20 protein-coding genes are annotated in these 21,095 nt (G+C 51.6%); 8 read left to right on the forward strand and 12 right to left on the reverse strand.

The features are described 5' to 3' along the window. Positions 1-98 precede the first annotated feature (98 nt). From K0H79_RS09955 to K0H79_RS09965, 3 genes are read left to right on the forward strand one after another with little or no spacing between them, the layout of a single operon-like run. Positions 99-2,033 (forward strand): PrkA family serine protein kinase, encoded by a 1,935-nt coding sequence (locus K0H79_RS09955; RefSeq protein WP_220075680.1) that lies wholly within the window; start codon positions 99-101, stop codon positions 2,031-2,033. A 51-nt stretch (positions 2,034-2,084) separates the two neighbouring features. Continuing rightward, positions 2,085-3,356 carry a YeaH/YhbH family protein gene (locus K0H79_RS09960; protein WP_220075681.1) on the forward strand — a complete coding sequence of 424 codons (1,272 nt, stop codon included), beginning with the start codon at positions 2,085-2,087 and terminating at the stop codon, positions 3,354-3,356. Positions 3,357-3,365: 9 nt separating this feature from the next. Beyond that, complete coding sequence (locus tag K0H79_RS09965; protein ID WP_220064697.1) at positions 3,366-4,892, forward strand: SpoVR family protein; 1,527 nt, start codon at positions 3,366-3,368, stop codon at positions 4,890-4,892. A gap of 45 nt (positions 4,893-4,937) precedes the next feature. Here K0H79_RS09965 and fadR read toward each other — a convergent pair whose 3' ends face one another. After that, complete coding sequence (gene fadR / locus K0H79_RS09970) at positions 4,938-5,660, reverse strand: fatty acid metabolism transcriptional regulator FadR (RefSeq protein WP_011760037.1); 723 nt, start codon at positions 5,658-5,660, stop codon at positions 4,938-4,940. A gap of 306 nt (positions 5,661-5,966) precedes the next feature. Here fadR and nhaB point away from each other — a divergent pair, with 306 nt between their 5' ends. Next, positions 5,967-7,553: a sodium/proton antiporter NhaB gene (gene nhaB / locus K0H79_RS09975; RefSeq protein WP_220075682.1), complete on the forward strand. Its 1,587-nt coding sequence runs from the start codon at positions 5,967-5,969 to the stop codon at positions 7,551-7,553. A gap of 100 nt (positions 7,554-7,653) precedes the next feature. After that, positions 7,654-8,163 (forward strand): disulfide bond formation protein DsbB, encoded by a 510-nt coding sequence (gene dsbB, locus K0H79_RS09980; protein ID WP_220075683.1) that lies wholly within the window; start codon positions 7,654-7,656, stop codon positions 8,161-8,163. A 75-nt stretch (positions 8,164-8,238) separates the two neighbouring features. Here dsbB and K0H79_RS09985 read toward each other — a convergent pair whose 3' ends face one another. From K0H79_RS09985 to K0H79_RS09995, 3 genes are read right to left on the reverse strand one after another with little or no spacing between them, the layout of a single operon-like run. Beyond that, the gene (locus tag K0H79_RS09985; protein ID WP_220075684.1) at positions 8,239-8,679 is read right to left on the reverse strand and encodes a YcgN family cysteine cluster protein; all 441 of its coding nucleotides are present in this window, start codon (positions 8,677-8,679) and stop codon (positions 8,239-8,241) included. A gap of 44 nt (positions 8,680-8,723) precedes the next feature. Next, the gene (locus tag K0H79_RS09990) at positions 8,724-9,719 is read right to left on the reverse strand and encodes a lytic murein transglycosylase (protein WP_220075685.1); all 996 of its coding nucleotides are present in this window, start codon (positions 9,717-9,719) and stop codon (positions 8,724-8,726) included. 39 nt (positions 9,720-9,758) lie between these two features. Further along, positions 9,759-10,037 carry a YcgL domain-containing protein gene (locus K0H79_RS09995; protein ID WP_220067883.1) on the reverse strand — a complete coding sequence of 93 codons (279 nt, stop codon included), beginning with the start codon at positions 10,035-10,037 and terminating at the stop codon, positions 9,759-9,761. A gap of 122 nt (positions 10,038-10,159) precedes the next feature. Here K0H79_RS09995 and minC point away from each other — a divergent pair, with 122 nt between their 5' ends. The 3 genes from minC to minE are packed head-to-tail and all read left to right on the forward strand — an operon-like array spanning position 10,160 to position 11,933. Then, positions 10,160-10,834, forward strand: a complete 675-nt coding sequence (minC, locus tag K0H79_RS10000; protein ID WP_220075686.1) for a septum site-determining protein MinC — start codon at positions 10,160-10,162, stop codon at positions 10,832-10,834. Between the two features lie 29 nt (positions 10,835-10,863). Next, entirely contained in the window at positions 10,864-11,673 is an 810-nt protein-coding gene (minD, locus tag K0H79_RS10005; protein WP_011760044.1) for a septum site-determining protein MinD, read from the forward strand. A gap of 2 nt (positions 11,674-11,675) precedes the next feature. Next, entirely contained in the window at positions 11,676-11,933 is a 258-nt protein-coding gene (gene minE, locus K0H79_RS10010; RefSeq protein WP_203323958.1) for a cell division topological specificity factor MinE, read from the forward strand. A 192-nt stretch (positions 11,934-12,125) separates the two neighbouring features. Here the strand turns inward: minE and rnd are convergent, their stop codons facing one another. From rnd to K0H79_RS10050, 8 genes are all read right to left on the reverse strand, one after another. Next, entirely contained in the window at positions 12,126-13,241 is a 1,116-nt protein-coding gene (gene rnd, locus K0H79_RS10015; protein WP_220075687.1) for a ribonuclease D, read from the reverse strand. A gap of 61 nt (positions 13,242-13,302) precedes the next feature. After that, entirely contained in the window at positions 13,303-14,979 is a 1,677-nt protein-coding gene (fadD, locus tag K0H79_RS10020) for a long-chain-fatty-acid--CoA ligase FadD (protein WP_220075688.1), read from the reverse strand. A 173-nt stretch (positions 14,980-15,152) separates the two neighbouring features. After that, positions 15,153-16,088, reverse strand: coding sequence for an alpha/beta fold hydrolase (locus K0H79_RS10025; protein WP_220075689.1), 936 nt, complete (start codon positions 16,086-16,088; stop codon positions 15,153-15,155). A gap of 170 nt (positions 16,089-16,258) precedes the next feature. Then, positions 16,259-17,068: a class I SAM-dependent methyltransferase gene (locus K0H79_RS10030; protein ID WP_220075690.1), complete on the reverse strand. Its 810-nt coding sequence runs from the start codon at positions 17,066-17,068 to the stop codon at positions 16,259-16,261. Between the two features lie 84 nt (positions 17,069-17,152). After that, positions 17,153-17,863 carry a M50 family metallopeptidase gene (locus tag K0H79_RS10035; protein ID WP_220075691.1) on the reverse strand — a complete coding sequence of 237 codons (711 nt, stop codon included), beginning with the start codon at positions 17,861-17,863 and terminating at the stop codon, positions 17,153-17,155. Beyond that, positions 17,856-18,149, reverse strand: a complete 294-nt coding sequence (locus tag K0H79_RS10040; protein ID WP_220064708.1) for a hypothetical protein — start codon at positions 18,147-18,149, stop codon at positions 17,856-17,858. The genes K0H79_RS10035 and K0H79_RS10040 overlap by 8 nt, the downstream gene beginning before the upstream one ends. A gap of 17 nt (positions 18,150-18,166) precedes the next feature. Next, positions 18,167-18,877: a tRNA (adenosine(37)-N6)-threonylcarbamoyltransferase complex dimerization subunit type 1 TsaB gene (tsaB, locus tag K0H79_RS10045; RefSeq protein ID WP_220075692.1), complete on the reverse strand. Its 711-nt coding sequence runs from the start codon at positions 18,875-18,877 to the stop codon at positions 18,167-18,169. 117 nt (positions 18,878-18,994) lie between these two features. Then, positions 18,995-21,007, reverse strand: coding sequence for an ATP-dependent DNA helicase (locus tag K0H79_RS10050; RefSeq protein WP_408733349.1), 2,013 nt, complete (start codon positions 21,005-21,007; stop codon positions 18,995-18,997). Positions 21,008-21,095: the final 88 nt, after the last annotated feature.

Below are 21,095 nucleotides of genomic sequence, written 5' to 3' on the forward strand. Positions count from 1 at the left end.
TTGACACAGCGCAAGATTTTGTGTCTAAGATTACAGGTAGGGAGCAAAATCAGATCGCCGCTCCTTGCATCACATCAATGGCGTTTCAGGGGGTTATCATGGGCATCTTTGAACATTACCAACAGCGCTATGAAAAGAAACTCGAAGAAGAATATTCACTGCAAGAGTTTCTTGAAATCTGCAAGCAGGATAAAAGCGCCTACGCCACCGCGGCCGAACGTTTACTCTTGGCTATCGGTGAACCCGAACTTATCGACACTTCAAAAAATTCTGTTCTGAGCCGAATTTTCTCAAATCGGCTTATTTCCCGCTATCCGGCCTTCAAAGATTTCTTTGGCATGGAAGACGCCATAGAGCAGATAGTGGCTTACCTTAAACATTCGGCTCAAGGGCTTGAAGAATCAAAGCAAATTCTTTATTTGCTGGGACCTGTGGGTGGCGGTAAGTCCTCTCTGGCTGAAAAGCTCAAAGCGTTGATGCAGAAAGTCCCTGTGTATGTGCTCAGTGCCGACGGTGTACGCAGCCCGGTTAACGACCACCCATTTTGCCTGTTCGATGCAGACGAAGACGGCAAGCTGCTTCAGGAAGAGTACGACATTCCCACCCGTTATCTGCGAACCATCATGTCGCCTTGGGCCGTTAAACGCCTGCACGATTATGGCGGTGATATCAGTCGCTTTAAGGTGGTCAAAGTCTTCCCGTCTGTGCTCGATCAAATCGCCGTGGCAAAAACGGAACCCGGCGATGAAAACAATCAGGATATCTCGTCGCTGGTCGGCAAAGTGGATATTCGCCAATTGGAGCACTTTGCCCAAAACGATGCCGATGCCTACTCCTATTCAGGCGCTCTGTGCCGCGCGAACCAGGGCTTGATGGAATTTGTGGAGATGTTCAAGGCGCCCATCAAGGTGCTGCACCCGCTGCTGACTGCCACTCAGGAAGGGAACTATAACGGCACCGAAGGCCTGTCGGCTCTCCCCTTCAGCGGCATTATCCTCGCCCACTCCAATGAATCTGAATGGTCGAGTTTTAAAAACAATAAAAATAACGAGGCCTTCCTCGACCGTGTTTATATCGTTAAGGTGCCCTACTGCCTGCGGGTGTCGGAAGAAATCCAGATCTACAAAAAACTCATTATCAATTCAGAATTGTCCGAAGCGCCATGTGCTCCGGGCACCCTGGAAACACTGGCTCAATTCAGCGTACTTTCAAGGCTCAAAGTCCCTGAAAACTCATCCATTTATTCCAAGATGCGGGTCTATGACGGTGAGAGCCTCAAGGATACAGACCCCAAGGCCAAGTCCTATCAGGAGTACCGTGACTACGCCGGCGTTGACGAAGGCATGAACGGACTCTCAACCCGCTTCGCCTTTAAAATCCTCTCCAAGGTGTTTAACTTTGACCACTCCGAAATTGCAGCTAACCCGGTGCACCTCTTCTATGTGCTGGAGCGTCAGATTGAAGCTGAGCAATTTCCCGGTGAAACCGCCGAGCGCTATCTTGAGTTCCTCAAAGGTTATCTCATCCCCAAATACGTCGAATTTATTGGCAAAGAGATCCAGACCGCCTATCTGGAGTCATACTCCGAGTACGGTCAGAACATATTCGATCGCTATGTCACCTATGCCGACTTCTGGATCCAGGATCAGGAATACCGCGACCCCGAAACCGGTCAGCTGTTTGACCGCGCCGCGCTCAATGCGGAACTTGAGAAAATAGAGAAACCTGCCGGGATCTCCAATCCCAAAGACTTCCGTAACGAAATCGTTAACTTCGTACTGCGGGCACGGGCCAACAATGAAGGTAAAAACCCGACCTGGACCAGCTATGAAAAACTCAGAACTGTCATCGAGAAGAAGATGTTCTCCAACACAGAAGATCTGCTGCCGGTGATTTCCTTCAATGCCAAAACCTCCACCGACGATCAGCGTAAGCACGATGACTTTGTCAATCGCATGATGGAAAAAGGCTACACCAAGAAACAAGTACGTCTGTTGTCTGAGTGGTATCTGCGGGTTCGTAAATCGTCTTGATGCCAATACCCGCCTGCTCGCAGGCGGGTTGCTGGATTTGGGGAGGTGCATATGGCGAACTTTATCGACAGGCGACTGAATGCCAAGGGTAAGAGTACCGTTAACCGTCAGCGTTTTATTAACAGATACAAAAAACAGATAAAAAAAGCCGTCAGTGACGCGGTAACCCGTCGCAGTGTGACCGATGTGGACAAGGGTGAACAAATCAGTATCCCGACCCGGGATATCACTGAGCCCATGTTCCATCAGGGACGGGGTGGTTTCCGTGAACGTGTCCATCCGGGGAACGACCAGTTCACCCGGGGGGATAGAATAGACAGACCCCCTCAGGGCGGTGGTGGTCAGGGTAGTGGCCAGGGTGATGCGTCAGATTCCGGCGAAGGTCAGGACGATTTTGTATTCCAGATCTCCAAGGATGAATACCTGGAACTACTGTTTGAGGACCTGGAACTTCCAAATCTTCAACGTAATCGCCTGAATAAACTGGTGGAATATCAAGTTCAACGAGCAGGTTACACCAACGATGGCGTACCGGCCAATATCAGTATCGTGCGTTCGCTTCGCTCATCGCTCGCCCGCCGGACAGCCATGACAGCGGCGAAAAAAAGACATCTTAAAACACTTGAGGCTGAACTTGAGGAGCTGGAAAACACGCCAGGTGCAAACGCAGACCGCATACTTGCGCTTAAAACCGAAATAGAGGTGCTTCGTAAAAAAATCGATGCCGTACCTTTTATCGATACCTTCGACCTCAGATACAACAACTTTACCAAGCGTGAAGTGCCATCCAGTCAGGCGGTGATGTTCTGCTTGATGGACGTCTCCGGCTCCATGGATCAGGCCACGAAGGATATGGCCAAGCGCTTCTATATTCTGCTGTATCTCTTTCTTACCCGTACCTATAAAAATCTGGAGGTGGTGTACATACGTCACCATACCCAAGCCAAAGAGGTGGACGAGCACGAGTTTTTCTACTCTCAGGAAACCGGTGGCACTATCGTCTCCAGTGCCCTTAAGTTGATGGTCGATATTCAAAAAGAACGCTATCCGGCAGAGGAATGGAACATCTATGCCGCCCAGGCCTCGGATGGCGATAATTGGGCCGATGACTCCCCTACCTGCCGGCAAATACTGGAGAAGCAAATACTGCCAACCGTGCGCTATTTCAGCTACATAGAAATCACTAACCGCGCCCATCAAACCCTGTGGCGTGAATATGACTCCCTAAGACAAGTGTTTGACAACATGGCTGTACAGCACATTCGCCAGGCAGAAGATATCTATCCTGTGTTCCGAGAGCTGTTCAAGAAGCAGGCGGTATAAGGGGGCTTTATGGGGAAACGCAAACCTTTAAGCGACGGACCAGATTGGACCTTTGAACTGTTGGAAGAGTACCAACGGGAAATTGAGCGGGTTGCAGCGCACTATCGGCTCAACACGTACCCAAATCAAATTGAGGTCATCACTGCCGAGCAGATGATGGACGCCTATGCGGGCATCGGCATGCCCATCGGCTACACCCACTGGTCTTTTGGCAAACGGTTTATTCAAACAGAACAAAGCTACAAGCGCGGCCAAATGGGGCTCGCCTATGAAATCGTCATCAACTCCAACCCCTGTATCGCCTATTTGATGGAAGAAAACACCATCACCATGCAGGCATTGGTGATGGCCCATGCCTGCTACGGCCACAACAGCTTTTTTAAAGGCAATTACCTGTTCAAAACCTGGACCGATGCCAGCTCAATTATCGACTATCTGGTATTTGCCAAGAATTACATTGCAGAGTGCGAACAGCGCCACGGTGTCGATGCCGTGGAAAATGTCATCGATTCCTGTCATGCGTTAATGAACTATGGTGTTGACCGCTACAAACGCCCGTCAGAAATTTCATTCCGCGAAGAAAAAGCCCGCCAGAAAGAGCGTGAAGAATACCTGCAAAGCCAGGTAAATGACCTTTGGCGCACCATTCCTGTGAGCCAGGTTGAGAAGGAAGTGCAGCCCAAGAAGCGTTTCCCCGCAGAGCCTCAGGAAAACATTCTCTATTTTATAGAGAAGCACGCGCCACTGCTTGAACCATGGCAAAGGGAAATCGTCCGAATTGTGCGCAAGATGGGGCAGTATTTTTATCCCCAGAAGCAAACCCAGGTGATGAACGAGGGCTGGGCCACTTTCTGGCACTACACCATTTTGAATCACCTATATGATGAAGGCCTGGTGACCGACCGCTTTATGCTGGAATTCCTGCAAAGCCACACTGGGGTGGTCGCACAGCCCGCTTACAACAGTCGCTATTATTCCGGCATCAACCCCTACGCCCTCGGATTTAATATGTTTACCGATATCCGCCGGATCTGTGAAAACCCCACCGAGGAAGACAGAGCCTGGTTTCCTGAAATTGCTGGCAGCAATTGGCTCGATACCCTGCACTTTGCCATGGAAAACTTTAAAGACGAGAGTTTTATCAGCCAATATCTGTCACCGGCCATGATAAGACAGTTCAAGCTTTTCGGGATTGTGGACGACGAGCGCAAAAACTATCTGTCTATTTCAGCCATCCATGATGAGGTCGGCTATCGGGAAATTCGGCAGACCATGTCGCAGCAATACAACCTGTCCAATCTTGAGCCCAATATTCAGGTGCACAGGGTTGAGGTAATGGGCGATCGCTCCATGACGTTAAGGTATGTGCCTTTCCACAATATTCCACTGGCAGACGATTACAGGGAAGTGTTGAAACACCTTCATCGATTGTGGGGTTTTACCGTGGTGCTTGAACAGGAAGAAAGTGATGGCACCATCAAGGAGCTGGCACGTTGTCCCCCAAGAGATGAAGAGGGACACTCGGTGAAAATATAAAAAAACGCAGCCTGATGGCTGCGTTTTTTTATGCTGCTGAAAACATTAACCGTGGGGGTCCTGATTAATATCAGCTGGCATGGCGTCTTTCAGTTTTTGCCACATTTTACCGCTGTTGATGCCATAGCTTCGCATCAGCGCCGGTACTTCTCCGTAGGCATGACGCTTTGCCAGCTTTTCCAGCTCGATATAAAAATCCATCGCCAGCTTTCGTGCTTCAGCGCTGGAGAAATAGTAGCGGCCTACCCGGCTGTAAAGTCCTTTAAAACCATTCAGGATCAGTACATAAAGCGGGTTACCCGATGAAAAGGCCAGGGTGTGATGCAAATCGTAATCGAACTCTGCATATGCCTCGGCTGAATCTTCCATACCATGGATCCGCGCAAGGATTTCGACTGCAGTTTCAGGATTGTGACGCAACGCGCCACGGAAATAGATGGCGCTGACATTGGTTCGGGCCGATAACAGCTGGTCTACCAACACCGGAAAGCCTTCCGGATTCAGGTCCGCAATGGTTTCCAAAATATTCAGACCTGAAGTTTCCCAGAAATTATTTACCCGGGTTGGCTTACCGTGCTGGATGGTGAGCCAGCCATCGCGTGCCAAACGCTGCAGTACTTCCCTCAATGTGGTACGGGTTACACCGATAAGCTCTGAAAGCTCACGCTCGGCAGGAAGAATGGAGCCTGGGGGGAATTTATTTTCCCAAATGGAACGCACTATGTATTTCTCTGCGAAACTCGCAGGACCTTTGGCATTGATTATCATCAGCCCCAATTTCCAGTGGTTTAACCTCGTGTTGGGCACTGATCATACCAGAGCGGTAAAAAATGAAAACCTAAAGCGTGATATTGAACAATTTGAATTGGTCCGAAATCACATTGTTGTTTAAAAAGACATCGAACGATGTCGTTTATCTGCAATTTTTGTAATTGAGATCAGTTTTTTGCCACCTTCTGTTGTGGTTAGCGGATTACTTTAGGTTAAGGTTTAGGCTAGACTGAAGTACGTGTCAGTTCCACTATACTAAAAAATAATAAACCTCATTAATTATCAAGCATATGGAGAGGGAAAATGCCATTGACTCTTGGGCAGTCACTGTTTGCCAACTTTCTGGGTAATTCGCCCAGATGGTATAAATTCGCGATCCTGTCGTTTTTGGCGATAAATCCGATACTCTTTTACCTGAACCCCTTTATTGCAGGTTGGGTTTTGGTTATCCAGTTTATCTTTACCCTGGCCATGGCCCTTAAATGCTATCCCCTGCAACCCGGTGGTTTGCTTGCCATAGAAGCCGTGATCATCGGCATGACCAGCCCCACTCAGGTGTTACACGAAATTCAGGCCAACCTGGAAGTACTGCTGCTGCTGGTGTTTATGGTGGCTGGCATCTACTTTATGAAACAGCTGCTGCTGTACGCCTTCACCAAGATGCTGACCAAGGTACGTTCGAAAATCGTCGTATCCATGCTGTTTTGTATTGCGTCAGCGTTTTTGTCTGCCTTCCTCGACGCCCTTACCGTTATTGCGGTGATTATCACCGTGGCTGTGGGCTTCTACTCTATCTACCATAAGGTGGCATCGGGTAAAGATTTCAGCTCAGATCACGACCATACCTCGGAAGCGCCAGAGCAGCTTAACGAAAGCGAGCTTGAGTCATTCCGCGGATTTTTGCGTAACCTCTTGATGCACGCCGGTGTGGGTACTGCCCTTGGGGGCGTATGCACCATGGTTGGCGAGCCCCAAAACCTCATCATCGCCGCTCAGGCCAACTGGCAGTTTGGCGAATTTGCCATTCGCATGTCTCCGGTCACTGTGCCGGTGTTTTTTGCCGGGATCCTGACCTGTTTTATCGTGGAAAAGTTTAAATGGTTTGGTTACGGCGCCAAACTGCCGGAAGCTGTACACAAGATCCTGAGCGAATACGACGCATACGAAGATGCCCGTCGCACACCAAAAGACAAGGTCAAGCTCATCGTTCAGGCATTGGTAGGTGTTTGGCTGATTGTTGGTCTTGCTTTCCACCTGGCATCGGTGGGCCTGATTGGTCTTTCTGTGATCATTCTTAACACCGCCTTTAACGGGATTACCGACGAGCATGCGCTGGGTAAAGCATTCGAAGAAGCCCTGCCCTTTACCGCGTTGCTGGCCGTGTTCTTTGCTGTGGTAGGTGTGATAATTGACCAACAACTCTTCGCACCGGTTATCCAGTGGGCACTGAGCTATGAAGGCAATGTGCAGCTGGTTATCTTCTACATCGCCAATGGCCTGCTCTCCATGGTCAGTGACAACGTATTTGTGGGTACCGTGTATATCAACGAGGTTAAGGCTGCGCTGCTTAATGGGCAAATTACCCGTGACCAATTTGATTTGCTGGCCGTGGCCATCAACACGGGGACCAATCTGCCATCTGTGGCTACCCCAAATGGTCAGGCAGCCTTCCTGTTCTTGTTGACCTCAGCCCTGGCTCCGCTCATTCGCCTGTCCTATGGCCGCATGGTGATGATGGCGCTGCCATACACCATAGTGCTGTCTATCGTAGGCATCCTGACCATCGAATCAGGCTTCCTCACCGATATGACCCAGTATTTCTATGACAGCCACCTGATTAATCATCACACAGCAGCGGAAGCTGCCGGTAAGGCACTGGGTGGACATTAATTCTCTGGATTGACTGAACTTAGCTGCTTAAGTAAAGTCAGAAATAGCCCGCACTCTCGTGTGCGGGCTTTTTTATGGACATTCCACCCATGGAGACCCTATGCAAAGCCTGATTTCGTTTGCCCACAGCCGTCTGTCCTGGGGCATTCTCGCCTTAAGCGCCCTCGCCCTGGAATCTGCCGCGCTCTATTTTCAGCACATTATGAAACTCGACCCCTGCGTGATGTGTATTTACCAGCGAGTTGCCGTATTCGGTCTACTTGGAGCAGGACTAATCGGTTTCATGGCGCCGGCAAATCGGCTGATTCGCGTGCTTGGCGCCATGCTGTGGGGTGTATCCGCTGCATGGGGGATTAAACTGGCCCTTGAGCTGGTTGATATGCAAAACAACCCCAACCCATTCTCAACCTGTTCATTTCTGCCGGAATTTCCGAGTTGGTTGCAATTACATGAATGGCTACCCAGTGTGTTTATGCCCACAGGCATGTGCACCGATATTCCCTGGGAATTTGCCGGTGTCACCATGGGGGAATGGATGATAGTGGCGTTCAGCGTGTACTTGCTTGCCTGGCTTGCGTTTATCGTGCCGATGCTGAAGAAATCCACCTGACATGCACGTTCGAAATTGAAGCTGGACGTGGTCAACAACGCCGTTCAATAAAAAACGCCCCGTATGGGGCGTTTTTTAATCGACATCTTTAAGTGGCCACAGCACGATATGGTCTTCCAGGTATCTCACCTTGGTTTCGCAAACGGCCTTACCTTTCACCGACATACCCGCAGCATGCATGGTCTCTTTTGAACCGGTTATAAGCGGGTGCCAGCTGGGTAAATCCCTGCCATGAAACAAGCGGATATAGGCACAGCTGTCCGGCAGCCAGGTCAAACTGGCGATATTATCAGGTGTAATGGCCGCGCAGCCCGGAACGAACGTAAAGCGTTCGCTGTAATGACGACAACGACAGGCATCCCGGTCGAGCAACTTACAGGCCGCATTGGTGTAATACAGCTCATCAGTTTCGTCATCAATGATTTTATTGAGACAACATTTACCACAACCGTCGCAAAGAGATTCCCATTCTTCGGGACTCAACTCTTCCAAACGTTTGGTTTTCCAAAATTCCATCACAACAGACTACCGGCATACGTGAACAAACGCGGCATTATACCTCATTCACCCAGTTGAAACTTGATGCGATCCGAAAGATGCACCACCGCCAGGGCAAAATAGTCACTGTCATGCCAACGTTTAAGCGCAACATAGTTGTCGTAAACCAGATAGACCCGTCCTTTGGGGCCATCGGGCATGACCATTTCAACCTGCATGTCGGCCCTTGCCGGTAAATCGGTACCATCAAAACGCCTTACACCCAGGGCCTGCCACTGGGAAAACGACTTCTTATTCCCCTCTGCGGCCTGAGACACGTCAAAGTCGGCAGGAATTTTAACCTGGCGCCCCCAGGTTTCGTCCTCGCGCCAACCGGCCTGTTGCAGCGAGTAAGCGAGCGTGGCAAACACATCCGCTGGATTGGTCCAGATATCGGCTTTGCCATCATCATCGCCATCTTTGGCTGAAGACAAAAAGGCCTGAGGTAACAACTTGGGCTGTCCCATGCGGCCATCGGGTGTAGCAAGCAAGTCATCGGGCTGCCAACTGCTGCTGTCGATTAGCTTGAGCGCTGCAAAAAACTGCTCACGATAAAAGGCTTCCTGTTCCTGATTGAAGGCCTTTGATGCGGTGACAGACAATATGGGGTAGACACCAGAGTCGCGGCCATAACGCGACTCAAGCCCCCACAGAGCAACGATAAAACGGGGCTGAACGCCGTATTTTTTACCAATCCGGTTCAGGGTTTCTGCATGCCCCTGATATTGAAACTTTGCTTCGTCTACCAAGGCATCATTCAGGGTTTGTGGCAAAAAAGTATCGAGATTGGTCGCAGGCGCTGCGACGGGTTCACTCGCATCACTCTTCGCGAGTCGAAACTCCTTAATCTTTAGGAAAACAGCATCTAAGGTTTGCGGACGGATTTGGTATTGGCTGGCGGCCACATTTTTAAGGCCAGCCAGATAGTCGGCGAAACTGCCACTGTCTGCGGTTTGCGCCATGACAGTGGCAGACATCAGTGCCAACGCTGACAGGGAAGTACAGAATATTGACTTCACAGTTTCAAACGCCTCCTGATGAGTATGATGAATCCTTTATCAATCCTCTATGCCTAAATCTCGGCGGTGTTGCGTCAGTAAATTATCTTTAGGTGGTGGCAATTGCAAATAATAGCCTTTTTCAGCAAGTTCGCTGCGCACTTTGTCGATATCGGCAATCCCAAGCTTCTCTTTCCTGTCGAGCGGCAACAGCATTACCAGCATAGGTGTACCAAACATCTGCAGTAAAGGCTCTGGCACCTGGCTGAAATCATCTCTCTTGGGTACGAATAAATAGGTTTCTTGCTTACGGCTGCTTTTATAAACGGCACATATCATAGGTGGGTCAATTTCCGAAAATATCAAACTTGCCAGTGATTGGGGCACACTATAACATGGGCTCTTTAGAAAAAAATGCAGATCAGCGCGAGACTGATTAATTTCTGGAGCAGATTACGGGGATGCGAAAAGCAAGCCTTGAATTAAAGGGATCTTCTTTTACGCTGTCGGTATTGCATATCAATACCTCCGATTTGGACAGCATCACCTTGGACCTCGATAAGAAGCTGGCGCAAGCGCCGCAGTTTTTTATCGGAGCCCCTTTGGTATTGAACCTATCCGCCGTCGAAGACGGAAAATTGGACTTGGCAGCAGTTAAAGACCTGCTGGTATCACGTCAACTGGTGATTGTTGGTGTTACCGGCGCCAGTGATGCACAGTCTGAGCAGGCCAAAGCCTGTGGGCTTGCCTCGGTCAAAGCCGGCAAGCAGACGCAGATGCCCTCTCCCCCTCCCGCGCCCAGAACCACCCGTATCGTGCGGCAAAACGTGCGTTCCGGGCAGCAGATCTACGTTAAAAATGGCGATTTGATTATCTTCGGTGCAGTCGGAAACGGCGCCGAGGTGATTGCCGATGGCAGTATTCATATTTACGGTGCACTCAGGGGCAAGGCCATGGCCGGCGCCAATGGCGAGCGGGATGCAGTTATCCTGGCCAGCCACCTGGAGCCCGAACTTATTTCCATCGCGGGTCAATACTGGCTGACTGAGAATTTACAAAAGCATGGTGTGACCGCGAAAAGCGGCTGTGTGCGCCTCGATGGCGACTCACTAACAGTAGAAGCACTGCCATTGTGATGGGGCAGAATTAAGGGATAAAAATTAGCATGGCACAGATTATTGTTGTCACTTCCGGAAAAGGCGGCGTAGGTAAAACCACATCAAGTGCCGCCATTGCCACAGGTTTGGCCCTCCGTGGTCATAAAACCGTGGTGATAGACTTTGATATCGGGCTGCGTAACCTTGACCTTATCATGGGCTGCGAGCGCCGGGTGGTATACGATTTTGTTAACGTCATCAATGGTGAAGCCAATCTTAACCAGGCGATGATCAAAGACAAGCGCAGCGAAAACCTGTTTGTACTGCCAGCTTCGCAAACCCGCGACAAAGATGCCCTCACCCGCGAAGGCGTCGGCAGAGTGCTGGATGACCTCGCCAAAGACTTTGAATACATCGTCTGTGATTCGCCAGCCGGCATCGAGACCGGCGCCCTGATGGCGCTGTATTTCGCCGATATCGCGATTGTCACCACCAACCCTGAAGTCAGCTCTGTGCGTGACTCCGACCGCATCCTTGGCATTCTGCAAAGCAAGTCGCGCCGTGCGGAGCAAAACCTTGAGCCCATCAAGGAATACCTGCTGCTGACCCGCTACTCCCCAACCCGGGTGAAAAACGGTGAAATGCTGAGCGTCGCGGATGTGGAAGACATTCTGGCCATCGATTTGCTGGGTGTGATCCCCGAATCCCAGGCCGTACTCAAGGCGTCAAACTCAGGGGTTCCTGTGATTGTCGACCAGGAAAGTGACGCTGGTCAGGCCTACAGTGATACCGTTGCCCGTTTGTTGGGTGAAGAACTCCCACTTCGCTTCGTCACCGAAGAGAAGAAGGGCCTGTTGAAAAGGATTTTTGGTAGCTGATTATGTCTTTACTCGATTACTTCAGAAGCAACAAAAAAGCCAACTCAGCGTCCCTCGCCAAGGAACGTTTGCAGATTATCGTGGCACATCAACGCACTGAACGCGGCGCACCAGACTACTTTCCTCAAATGAAACAGGAAATTATCGAAGTGATCCGCAAGTACGTTTACATTTCGGAAGAACAGGTCTCTGTGCAGCTTGAGCAAAATGACGACAACCTGTCAGTGCTTGAGCTCAACGTTACCCTGCCGGAGCGTTAATCGGGCCAGTGATTTCAGTTGCCGCCGTAGCCGAGTTCAAGGCAGCCTTGATTAGGTCTATGGAGTCGCGGCGCTTGGGCTAAAAATAACGGCCAAAATCACCGGGTGACAAAAAAGCCGCCTTGAGGCGGCTTTTTTACGATGTGTATTCGATATCTCAGCTAACCTATCTCAGCTAACCTATCACTGGGGCTAGGGTTCCAATACCAGAGCTTGCAGTACTTCAGTAGCGAGATTCCCGCGCCACCCCTGCAACAGCAGCGGCGTATCCTCTGCACCACCTTGCCAGCGATATTCAATATATTCGTGGATATGGCGTTTCGAGCAGAAAAGCTCGCTCGGTAACCCTTCACGCTCGCAAATCTCGGTGAGCGCGGCCTTGATGTTTTTAAACGCCTGCTTATAGCCGGGCTTGAGTGCAATCACATCAATGGCATCTGGTGGATTATCCACATCGGCCTTTTGCAACACTTTCAGGATGTCCTTGCCGTGAATGCGTTTCTCATGCTCTGAGAGGTCGTTGATTTTCAATAAATCACTGATGGAGCGTGGCGGCTTTTTCGCAAGGGCAATCAGGGCATGGTCTTTGATCACAAAGCCAAGCGCGAGGTCCCGATCAAGCGCACGCTCCAACCGCCAGGCTGCCAGCACTTTAAGGTAGGCCAATTGCTTAGGGGTCAGCTGAAATGCGTTCTTCACCTTAAGATATGCCGTTGCAGCCTCAGGGCGAAGCAAACGGCCTTCAGTCAGGCGGGCACCTTCCTCCAGTACCCAATCGAAGCGGTCCAGCGTTTTAAGCTTTTGCTCAAGCTGAGGATAAAGCTGATACAGATAAAACACATCATTGGCAGCATACTGCAGCTGGGCATCTGTCAGAGGGCGCTTTATCCAGTCGGTCCGGGATTCTCCCTTGTCCAGGGTTTGCCCCAAACATTCTTCAACGAGTTTGGCATAGCCAAGGCCATGGCCCATGCCACTGAGCGCGGCCGCAATCTGTGAATCGAACAGGGGTGTGGGCTGAATCCTGCCATAACGGGCAAAGACTTCCAGATCTTCTGAGCAGGAATGAACCAGCTTAAGGATATTCGGGTTGGTAAGCAGCGCCCAAAAGCCAGATAAATCCTGAATATCGAGCGGGTCTATCAGGGCCAGAGTATTGCCATCGTATACCTGAATTAGACCCAACTTGGCGTAATAGGTACGGGTACGCACAAACTCGGTGTCCAATACCAATAATCGGCTTTGGCTGTATTGGTCGACCAAAGCAGTCAGCGCTTCATCGTCCTTTACGTAGTGAAACTCCAGCAAACCTCTCTCCCCTTATCTTGGCTCGTGGCAATAAAAAACCGGCTTTACGCCGGTTTTTCTATCACGCCTTGTTAAGCTCCTCGTTTCTAAGCTCTCGGCGCAATATTTTACCCACGTTGGTCTTAGGTAACTCATCGCGGAATTCTACCAGCTTGGGAACCTTATAGCCCGTTAAATGATGCTTGCAGTGCTTGATAATATCGCTTTCGGTCAAAGATTTGTCTTTGGCTACCACAAAGACTTTAACGATTTCACCACTGGCATCATTGGGCACACCAATGGCGGCGACTTCAATCACTTTCGGGTGCATGGCAACCACGTCTTCCACCTCATTGGGAAACACGTTGAAGCCCGACACCAGGATCATGTCTTTCTTGCGATCAACTATGTAAAAGAATCCCTGTTCATCCATGTAGCCGATGTCACCGGTGGCGAGCCAGCCATTGGCATCAATTACCTTGGCGGTTTCTTCCGGGCGTTGCCAGTAGCCTTTCATCACCTGGGGGCCTTTGGCGAAGAGTTCACCGGTTTCTCCCTGGGGCAGGACATTTCCATCATCGTCACGCACCTGTATCAGAGTCGAAGGCGCCGGGAAACCGATAGAGCCGTTGTAACCTTCAAGGTTATAGGGGCAACAGGCCACCAGCGGCGAGGCTTCTGTCAAACCATAGCCCTCAAGCAAGCGGGTTTTGGTGATGCTTTGCCACTTGTCGGCCACCGCGCGCTGCACCGCCATACCGCCGCCAATAGAGAGTTTAAGGCGAGAGAAATCCAACTGGGTAAACTCTTCGTTGTTCACCAGGGCGTTAAAGAGCGTATTCACTCCGGTCAGCGCGGTAAAAGGATACTTGCGCAAATCCGATACAAAGGCCGGAATGTCACGGGGATTGGTGATAAGCAGGTTCTGTGCGCCTTTATGCAGGAACAGCAAGCAGTTCACCGTTAAAGCAAAGATGTGATAAAGCGGCAGTGCGGTAACCACAAACTCCTTACCATCGGCCAGCAGTGGCGCATAGGCCCCATTAGCCTGTAATACGTTTGCCACCACGTTACCATGGCTCAGCATGGCGCCTTTTGATACGCCTGTGGTGCCGCCCGTATATTGCAAAAATGCCAGTGTATCTATATCGAGCTCTGGCTTGACATACTGCATACGGCGGCCTTTTTGCAGGGCGCTCCTGAAGGAGATGGCATGTGGCAAGTCGTACTTGGGAACCAACTTTTTGATGTACTTCACCACAAAGTTCACCAGGGTACGCTTGGGCGCGCTCAGCAAGTCGCCAAGCCCTGTAATAATGACGCTTTCTACCGGCGTGTCGTCCACCACTTCTTCAAGGGTGCGGGCAAAGTTTGACACCACTACGATGGTTTTCGCGCCGGAATCAATCAGTTGATGCTTAAGCTCCCGCGGGGTATACAGCGGATTGACGTTCACCACCACCAAGCCTGCACGCAGCACACCAAAAAGTGCAATGGGGTATTGCAGCAGGTTGGGCATCATCAGCGCGACCCTGTCGCCCTTCTTGAGGCCAAGTTCGTTTTGCAGGTAGGCGGCAAAGGCGCGGCTGCGCTCTTCAAGCTTACGGTAGGTGAGCACCGCACCCATGTTAATAAAGGCAGGTTGATCGGCGTAATCCCTCACCGCCTGTTCAAACATGTCGACCAAACTGTCAAATCTGCCCGCATCAATTTCAGCAGGCACATCGTGTGGCAAATGATTAATCCAAGGCTTGTCCACAAAAGTCTCCTAAAACCCCGAGGTAACGGCGACGCTTGTCCAAGCGTCTAAGGTTCGCCGATACGGTTGTTTTAACTTGTTATTATTTACTTACGCACGAAAATCATACGGGCGTTTAAATTTTTGACAATCATCACATAATTGCGCATAAAAGCCCAGCCCCTTTTTAAGGCTTATCCGCAGGCGCTCAGAAAGTGACGAATGGCATCGGCGGTGCCATCCGGGTCGGTCATATGAAGATGATGATCGCCTGCGATAGTTTGCACTTGCAGCTGCCGATAGAGGGGGCGCGCATGCTCCAGCGCCTCGTGCAGCTTAGCAAATCCCTGCTCTCCCATCAGTAACAGGGTTGGCATTTCCAGATCTCTGATAAACGCCTCGGCGTGCGCCGGTGTGAGCCTGAGCGGTGAATCCAGCTTAAGTCGGGGGTCGGTTTTGTTATACCAACCTGATTGGTCGCCCTCGCTGCGATATTCAAAATTACGTGCCAGAATCAACTCACAGGCTGCTTTATCGAGCCCCGTCAACCTATGTCTTGCCTCGACTACCGCATCCAGACTGGTATAAGCCTTGGCCTGCTCCCCTGTTACCTTTTTTTCGGATAAGGCGGTGTGAGATGCAAAACTGTCAGCCAGCCGCTTCTGACTCTTGCCTGGTCTCTCGCTGAGCGGACCAAGCGCTTCTATCAGGATCAGCTTTTCACAGGCATCCGGGTGAGCGGCCACGTAAGCACTGGCCACTATGCCGCCCAGTGAATGACCAATAATGGCCAAAGGCCTGTCACCACGTAGCTTTAAAAACTGTAATAGTGCATGCAAATCATAGAGGTAATCTATCCAGTGCAGGGGATACTTCCCCGGCCTGTGCGCTGACAGTCCATGCCCCGGCCAGTCAACGGCCAACAGCCTGACATCGTTCAATGAGGCCGCGAGCGGCGCAAAACTCTGGGCGTTATCAAGCCAACCGTGAAGTGCCAGCACCAGCGGCTTGACTTGCACATCTCCCCGAGGGTCGGCTTTGGCTTCATCACTTGTCATTCCGCCATATTGCCACCCTGCCAGCCTGATATGGGGCAAGGTGAGCTCCAGCTCTTGAAACTCACTAGTCATCAAAACTCTCGCATCGTTATTACTGCCACGCACTCATCCCATCACTGACATACAGTGAAAAATGCCGACACCGGCGGTGTTCCGGTATCGGCATTTTCCAGCATGGGCGCTGACTTAAAGGCCTATTAAAGGTGCTGCAGTGCCCCTTTCAACGCTTGAATCAATCCGGATTAACGCGCCGCCGGTTTGACAAACTTGAGGGTCATACGGTCACTCTCGCCGATGGCCAGGTAACGTGCCTTATCCGTATCACCCTTACGAAGTGATGGCGGCAGAGTCCAGACGCCGTCAGCATAGTCTTTGGTGTCCCTGGGATTCGCGTTTACTTCACTCTTTTCTGCCAGCACAAAGCCTGCAGCGTTAGCTAAACGGATCACTTCATCTTCTTCCATGTAGCCTGACTTAAGGCTCATCCCCGGCTTGGCCCTGTGTTCCACTACGCCAAATACACCGCCTGGCTTCAATACATCAAAGGCGGCACTGAGCACCATCTCTGCTTGGCCCACCATGGCCCAGTTATGCATGTTGCGGAATGTCAGCACCACGTCGGCGCTATCGCTTTCTCCCAATGAAGTTTTATGGGGAGGGTCGAAGGTCACGGTTTTCGCATTCCCCGCCTTATCGGCATGGGTTTCGAGCCAGCCTTCCAGCGCCTTACCCAGACGAATACGGTAGGCAGGACTGTTGGCCTCGGGTGCCGGATTTGTTTCAAAATTCGCAGCAACATACTGGCCATTTTCATTAAGCAGTGGTGCCAGTATTTCGGTATACCAACCGCCACCGGGCCAGAACTCCACCACAGTAAGATTGTCCTTCACACCGAAAAAGCTCAGGGTCTCAACGGGGTGACGATACTGATCGCGCTCAACATTGGCGGGGGTGCGCAGACTGTTGGCAGCTGCTTCTTCCAATGTCATGGCATGAGCCATCCCTGTCAGTCCGGCCCAGGATACCAGGCCCGCTACCAGCAACTTGTTCATTTTGTTCTCCTTGAAATACATCGAAATACCTTACCAATAATGGCATCGAAGCTAACAAGGCTCAGGACGTTTTCCAAGGGATATTCATAATTTGTTGCAATTGACCAGGGCATTTACCCGGCGCCAACAAAGCCAGAGGCATGCCGCCGCCACTGCCAGCCAGGATGCAATCCAAAATGCAGGCGGTAACCAGATTAAATCGCTCAGGAGCACGGCATCCCCCTGCCCCTCAAGCCCCCACAGGTAGGTTGGACTGTTAAGGGCATTCAGAAGCACTATGAGAGCCAGTAGCCTGAGCAGCATAACCAGCCACGGCGCACTGGCGAGCTTCAAAGGCAGAAAAAATAACCCTGCCAGAACCAGTAAAATGCCCATTGTCAGCACATCACGGGCGTAAAACAGCAAGACCACCAACACCATCACCCCAAGCAAGGCAAAAGCTGGCTTTATACCCTTGGGCCAGGTCGCCATGACAAACAGCGTCAGTCCCCAAACCGCTGCGCCTGCATAACCGCTGAAACCTATGACCACAGGCATACCACCACCTGAGAAACAAAGCCCTGCACCATTGGGAAACAACTGGATATGGCTCACTGTCCCACCGGTCAGTAGGGTCGCCAATGCATGAGACAGCTCATGGAAAAAGCTTTCCAACCACTTGAAGGGGATGCCGAGGTATGGGATATGGGTGATAAAGGCCGCAACGGCCAGCTCCAGCAGGAATATGCCACGCCCTGGATGAGGGCTTATGACAGTGCGCTCAGAGGTTGCATTCGATGTTTTGATATCAGGCATAGAGATCTATGCCGACCATGGCACGAATTTGCTCCCGCCGTTCGCCATGCTGGGTCAACAAATACTCAGCAATGGCACCCCGGCTTTGGGGCGTTTCATCGTAGTTAAGCTGTTGATTAGGCGTGAATCCGCTATCCCAGGACGCCATCAGTGTTCTTGCCTGAGCGCCAGTCACGCTGGGGGACTGCTCAGGCATTTCGTCGGCTTGCGGTGATGACGCAGGCAAAGCGCGCGGAATTAGGGCGCTTGCCCCAAAAAACGCAATCTGTGCAGCGTTAATCACCATATCAGCGAGTCCTCAGATTATTCACGGCCGGGCAGCTTCTTCCAGGCCACAGTATCGCGAAGATACACAGGTGCCAAGTCATCCACACTGGTGTGCAGCCCTTCTGCAATGCCTAGTCTGGCAAGAGTCAGCATAGCCTCAGCGGCAGGAAATTTCACCTCAGTACTGAGCTCCAGGCCGTGTCCGAGAGTCAAAAGCGCTGGATAGGCATCAAAACCTGTACCGCAGGCAAGCTTAACGCCGTCAGATACCTTCACCATCGACGGTGGCAATACGGCTTCTTCACCCACCAGTGTCGCCACGCCATCCTGCATCCGATACTCACCCACATAGACTTCCGACATGCGCGCATCGATGGCACACAGCACCCGGGTTTCACCGCTCTTTTCCATCGCCTCCTGCGCCATGGCGGCCAGTGTAGAAATACCAATCACCGGCAGCTCGCGGCCAAGCGCAAGGCCCTGGGTCATGCTGGTACAAATGCGAATGCCGGTAAAGCTGCCCGGGCCACGGCCGTAGGCAATGATGTTGACATCGCTAATGCTGAGCCCAGCCTTGTTTAACAGCCCATCAATCATGGGCAGCAGGCGCTGGCTGTGCTCACGGGGCGCATCAGCCATATCGGCATAGGTTTCACCCTTGGCATAAAGCGCGGCGGAGCATGCTTCGGTGCAGGTATCGAGCGCGAGGATCACCGGATTGTCCGGCAGTGCAATAGGCTGCGTCATGGGGTATGAGTTTCCAAAATCGTTGGCCACAGAAAGAGGGCCCTGTGGGTCATTGCGGTGATTTTACCCGATAAACCACCAGCCATAAAACGGCTAAGGTCAGCAGTCGGATTAAATTCAATCAATTGCCTCTAAAAAAGCGCAGGCAGCATCCAAATCACGGGTGCGGGCCATGGGCGGCAAGGATTGCAAAAATGCCTGCCCATAGGGTCGATTCACCAGGCGGTTATCGCAGATAACCAGTACGCCACGGTCGGTCTCATCGCGGATAAGCCTGCCAGCACCCTGCTTCAAGGCAATCACCGCCTGGGGCAGCGAAATTTCCAGGAAGGGATCGCCGCCTCTGGCCTCTACCCTACTGGCTCGCGCTCGGTAAAGACTGTCATCCGGTGAGGCAAAGGGGAGCTTATCGATGATCACGCAGGACAGCAGCTTGCCACGCACGTCGACTCCTTCCCAAAAGCTGCCAGTGCCAAGCAGCACCGCTTCACCCAACTGTCTGAATTTGGATAGTAATTGCTGCTTACCGCCCTGCCCCTGAACCAGCAGCGGATAGTGGCAGCGGCCAACCAGAGCTCGGGCGACGGCCTCCATCATCCGGTGGCTGGTAAAGAGAATAAAGGTGCGCCCCTTGGCGGCCTTAATCAGTTTAAGGCACACCTCGGTGAGCTGGCGCACCATGGCATCCTGATTGGCAACGCTGCCAAGGCGGCGCGGCACACATAACATAGATTGCCTGGGGTAATCAAAGGGACTGTCGAGCAGGACTTCTTTGCACATTGAAGCTTTTGTAGCGCCGCTGGATTGACTTCGACTGGCATTCCCTCGATTAACAGACGAATGCGCAGCAGACGTGAGTCCAAGTTCTCGGGTAAAAAACTGCAGGCTTCGTTCCACCTGCAAGGTCGCCGAGGTAAACACCCAGGCGGTGTCTTCGTTGAATAACTCGCTACATGCTTTTGCGATGTCGATGGGGGAAATACGCAGCATCAGATGGCGCTCACCGATATCGATGCCATAGGCAGACCCAGGATCGTCACAGGCAATGAAGCGTTCAAGCTTTTGCTTAAGCTCCGGCAGCTTAACGGCAAAATCATCAAGCGGCTCACTGCGGCCCACATTGGCGAGCAGTAAAGCTTCCAGCGCTGAAAGCTCACCAATTAAATCACCTGCGGCCAATGCCGCGGTTTTATCTTTCAGCAGTTGCCTGAAATCACCGCTGCCTGCATCCAGAAGACAATTTTGCCAGGCATCCAACTTAATCCGGGCACGCTGCGGCAAAAGCTTAAGCCCCTGGGTATCGCCAAGCTCGCCTTCGGTGAGCCGCTCTATGCCATCAAGCAGCCGTCGCAGGCTGCCGGTTGAAAGCTGAGAGCCAAAATACTGAATCGCGATATCAGGCAACAGGTGCGCCTCGTCAAATATCACCGCATCCACATCGGGTAAGAGTTCGGCAAAGCCCGTGTCTTTAAGCACCCTGTCAGCAAAAAACAGGTGATGGTTCACCACAATCAAGCGGGCATTCATGGCCCGGGCACGGGCTTTACGGGTAAAGCAGTCTTCATAAAAGGCGCAGCGCTGGCCGGTACAGCTATCCTGAGTGCTGGCCACCAGACTGATGGCGCGGGCATCTTCGGCCACTCCGGTCAGATTGCCAAGGTCACCATCTTCTGTGGTTTGCGCAAATTGATTGAGCTTGAGTAAATCATCCAACAGCTTCTCATCGTGACTGAAGGCCGACTCCATGTGCGCCGCCATCAACCGCTGGCACAAATAATTGCTGCGCCCCTTTAAAATGCTAACTGGCAGGTGGAGCTTAAGCATCTCCAAAAGGGCCGGTAAGTCTTTATAAAAGAGCTGCTCCTGCAAATTTTTACTGCCAGTACTGACAATCACCTGCTTGCCACTTAAAAGCGCCGGCACCAGATAAGCGAAGGTTTTGCCCACACCGGTACCTGCTTCCAGCACCAACTTGTGGGAATGACTTAAGCAAGATGCCACTTCCTCTGCCATCTGCTGCTGGACCTCACGGCGCCGATAGCCGCGGATAAAACGCGACAGCAGCCCACCCTCATCGAAGACGGCCTGAGTACGGGTTATCAGCTTGTTGGCAGCGGATTGGGAAGACAAACTTGCTCCAGCATTGAGGTGATTCACCTTTTGGTTGAATGCATTATGCCGATTTCACTGACTGCCACAAGCGGAGTATGGAACAGAC

Source organism: Shewanella sp. FJAT-52076 (assembly GCF_019457455.1).
Lineage (GTDB): Bacteria > Pseudomonadota > Gammaproteobacteria > Enterobacterales > Shewanellaceae > Shewanella > Shewanella zhangzhouensis.

Bases quoted from the DNA above. Each gene is read 5' to 3' on its own strand.
- K0H79_RS09960 (WP_220075681.1), top strand. From the start codon at position 2,085: ATGGCGAACTTTATCGACAGGCGACTGAATGCCAAGGGTAAGAGTACC.
- K0H79_RS10030 (WP_220075690.1), bottom strand. From the start codon at position 17,068: ATGAACAAGTTGCTGGTAGCGGGCCTGGTATCCTGGGCCGGACTGACA.
- K0H79_RS10025 (WP_220075689.1), bottom strand. From the start codon at position 16,088: ATGACTAGTGAGTTTCAAGAGCTGGAGCTCACCTTGCCCCATATCAGG.
- tsaB (WP_220075692.1), bottom strand. From the start codon at position 18,877: ATGACGCAGCCTATTGCACTGCCGGACAATCCGGTGATCCTCGCGCTC.
- K0H79_RS09955 (WP_220075680.1), top strand. From the start codon at position 99: ATGGGCATCTTTGAACATTACCAACAGCGCTATGAAAAGAAACTCGAA.
- K0H79_RS09965 (WP_220064697.1), top strand. From the start codon at position 3,366: ATGGGGAAACGCAAACCTTTAAGCGACGGACCAGATTGGACCTTTGAA.
- K0H79_RS09995 (WP_220067883.1), bottom strand. From the start codon at position 10,037: ATGATATGTGCCGTTTATAAAAGCAGCCGTAAGCAAGAAACCTATTTA.
- minE (WP_203323958.1), top strand. From the start codon at position 11,676: ATGTCTTTACTCGATTACTTCAGAAGCAACAAAAAAGCCAACTCAGCG.
- minD (WP_011760044.1), top strand. From the start codon at position 10,864: ATGGCACAGATTATTGTTGTCACTTCCGGAAAAGGCGGCGTAGGTAAA.
- K0H79_RS10040 (WP_220064708.1), bottom strand. From the start codon at position 18,149: ATGGTGATTAACGCTGCACAGATTGCGTTTTTTGGGGCAAGCGCCCTA.
- fadR (WP_011760037.1), bottom strand. From the start codon at position 5,660: ATGATAATCAATGCCAAAGGTCCTGCGAGTTTCGCAGAGAAATACATA.
- minC (WP_220075686.1), top strand. From the start codon at position 10,160: ATGCGAAAAGCAAGCCTTGAATTAAAGGGATCTTCTTTTACGCTGTCG.
- nhaB (WP_220075682.1), top strand. From the start codon at position 5,967: ATGCCATTGACTCTTGGGCAGTCACTGTTTGCCAACTTTCTGGGTAAT.
- K0H79_RS09985 (WP_220075684.1), bottom strand. From the start codon at position 8,679: ATGGAATTTTGGAAAACCAAACGTTTGGAAGAGTTGAGTCCCGAAGAA.
- K0H79_RS10035 (WP_220075691.1), bottom strand. From the start codon at position 17,863: ATGCCTGATATCAAAACATCGAATGCAACCTCTGAGCGCACTGTCATA.
- dsbB (WP_220075683.1), top strand. From the start codon at position 7,654: ATGCAAAGCCTGATTTCGTTTGCCCACAGCCGTCTGTCCTGGGGCATT.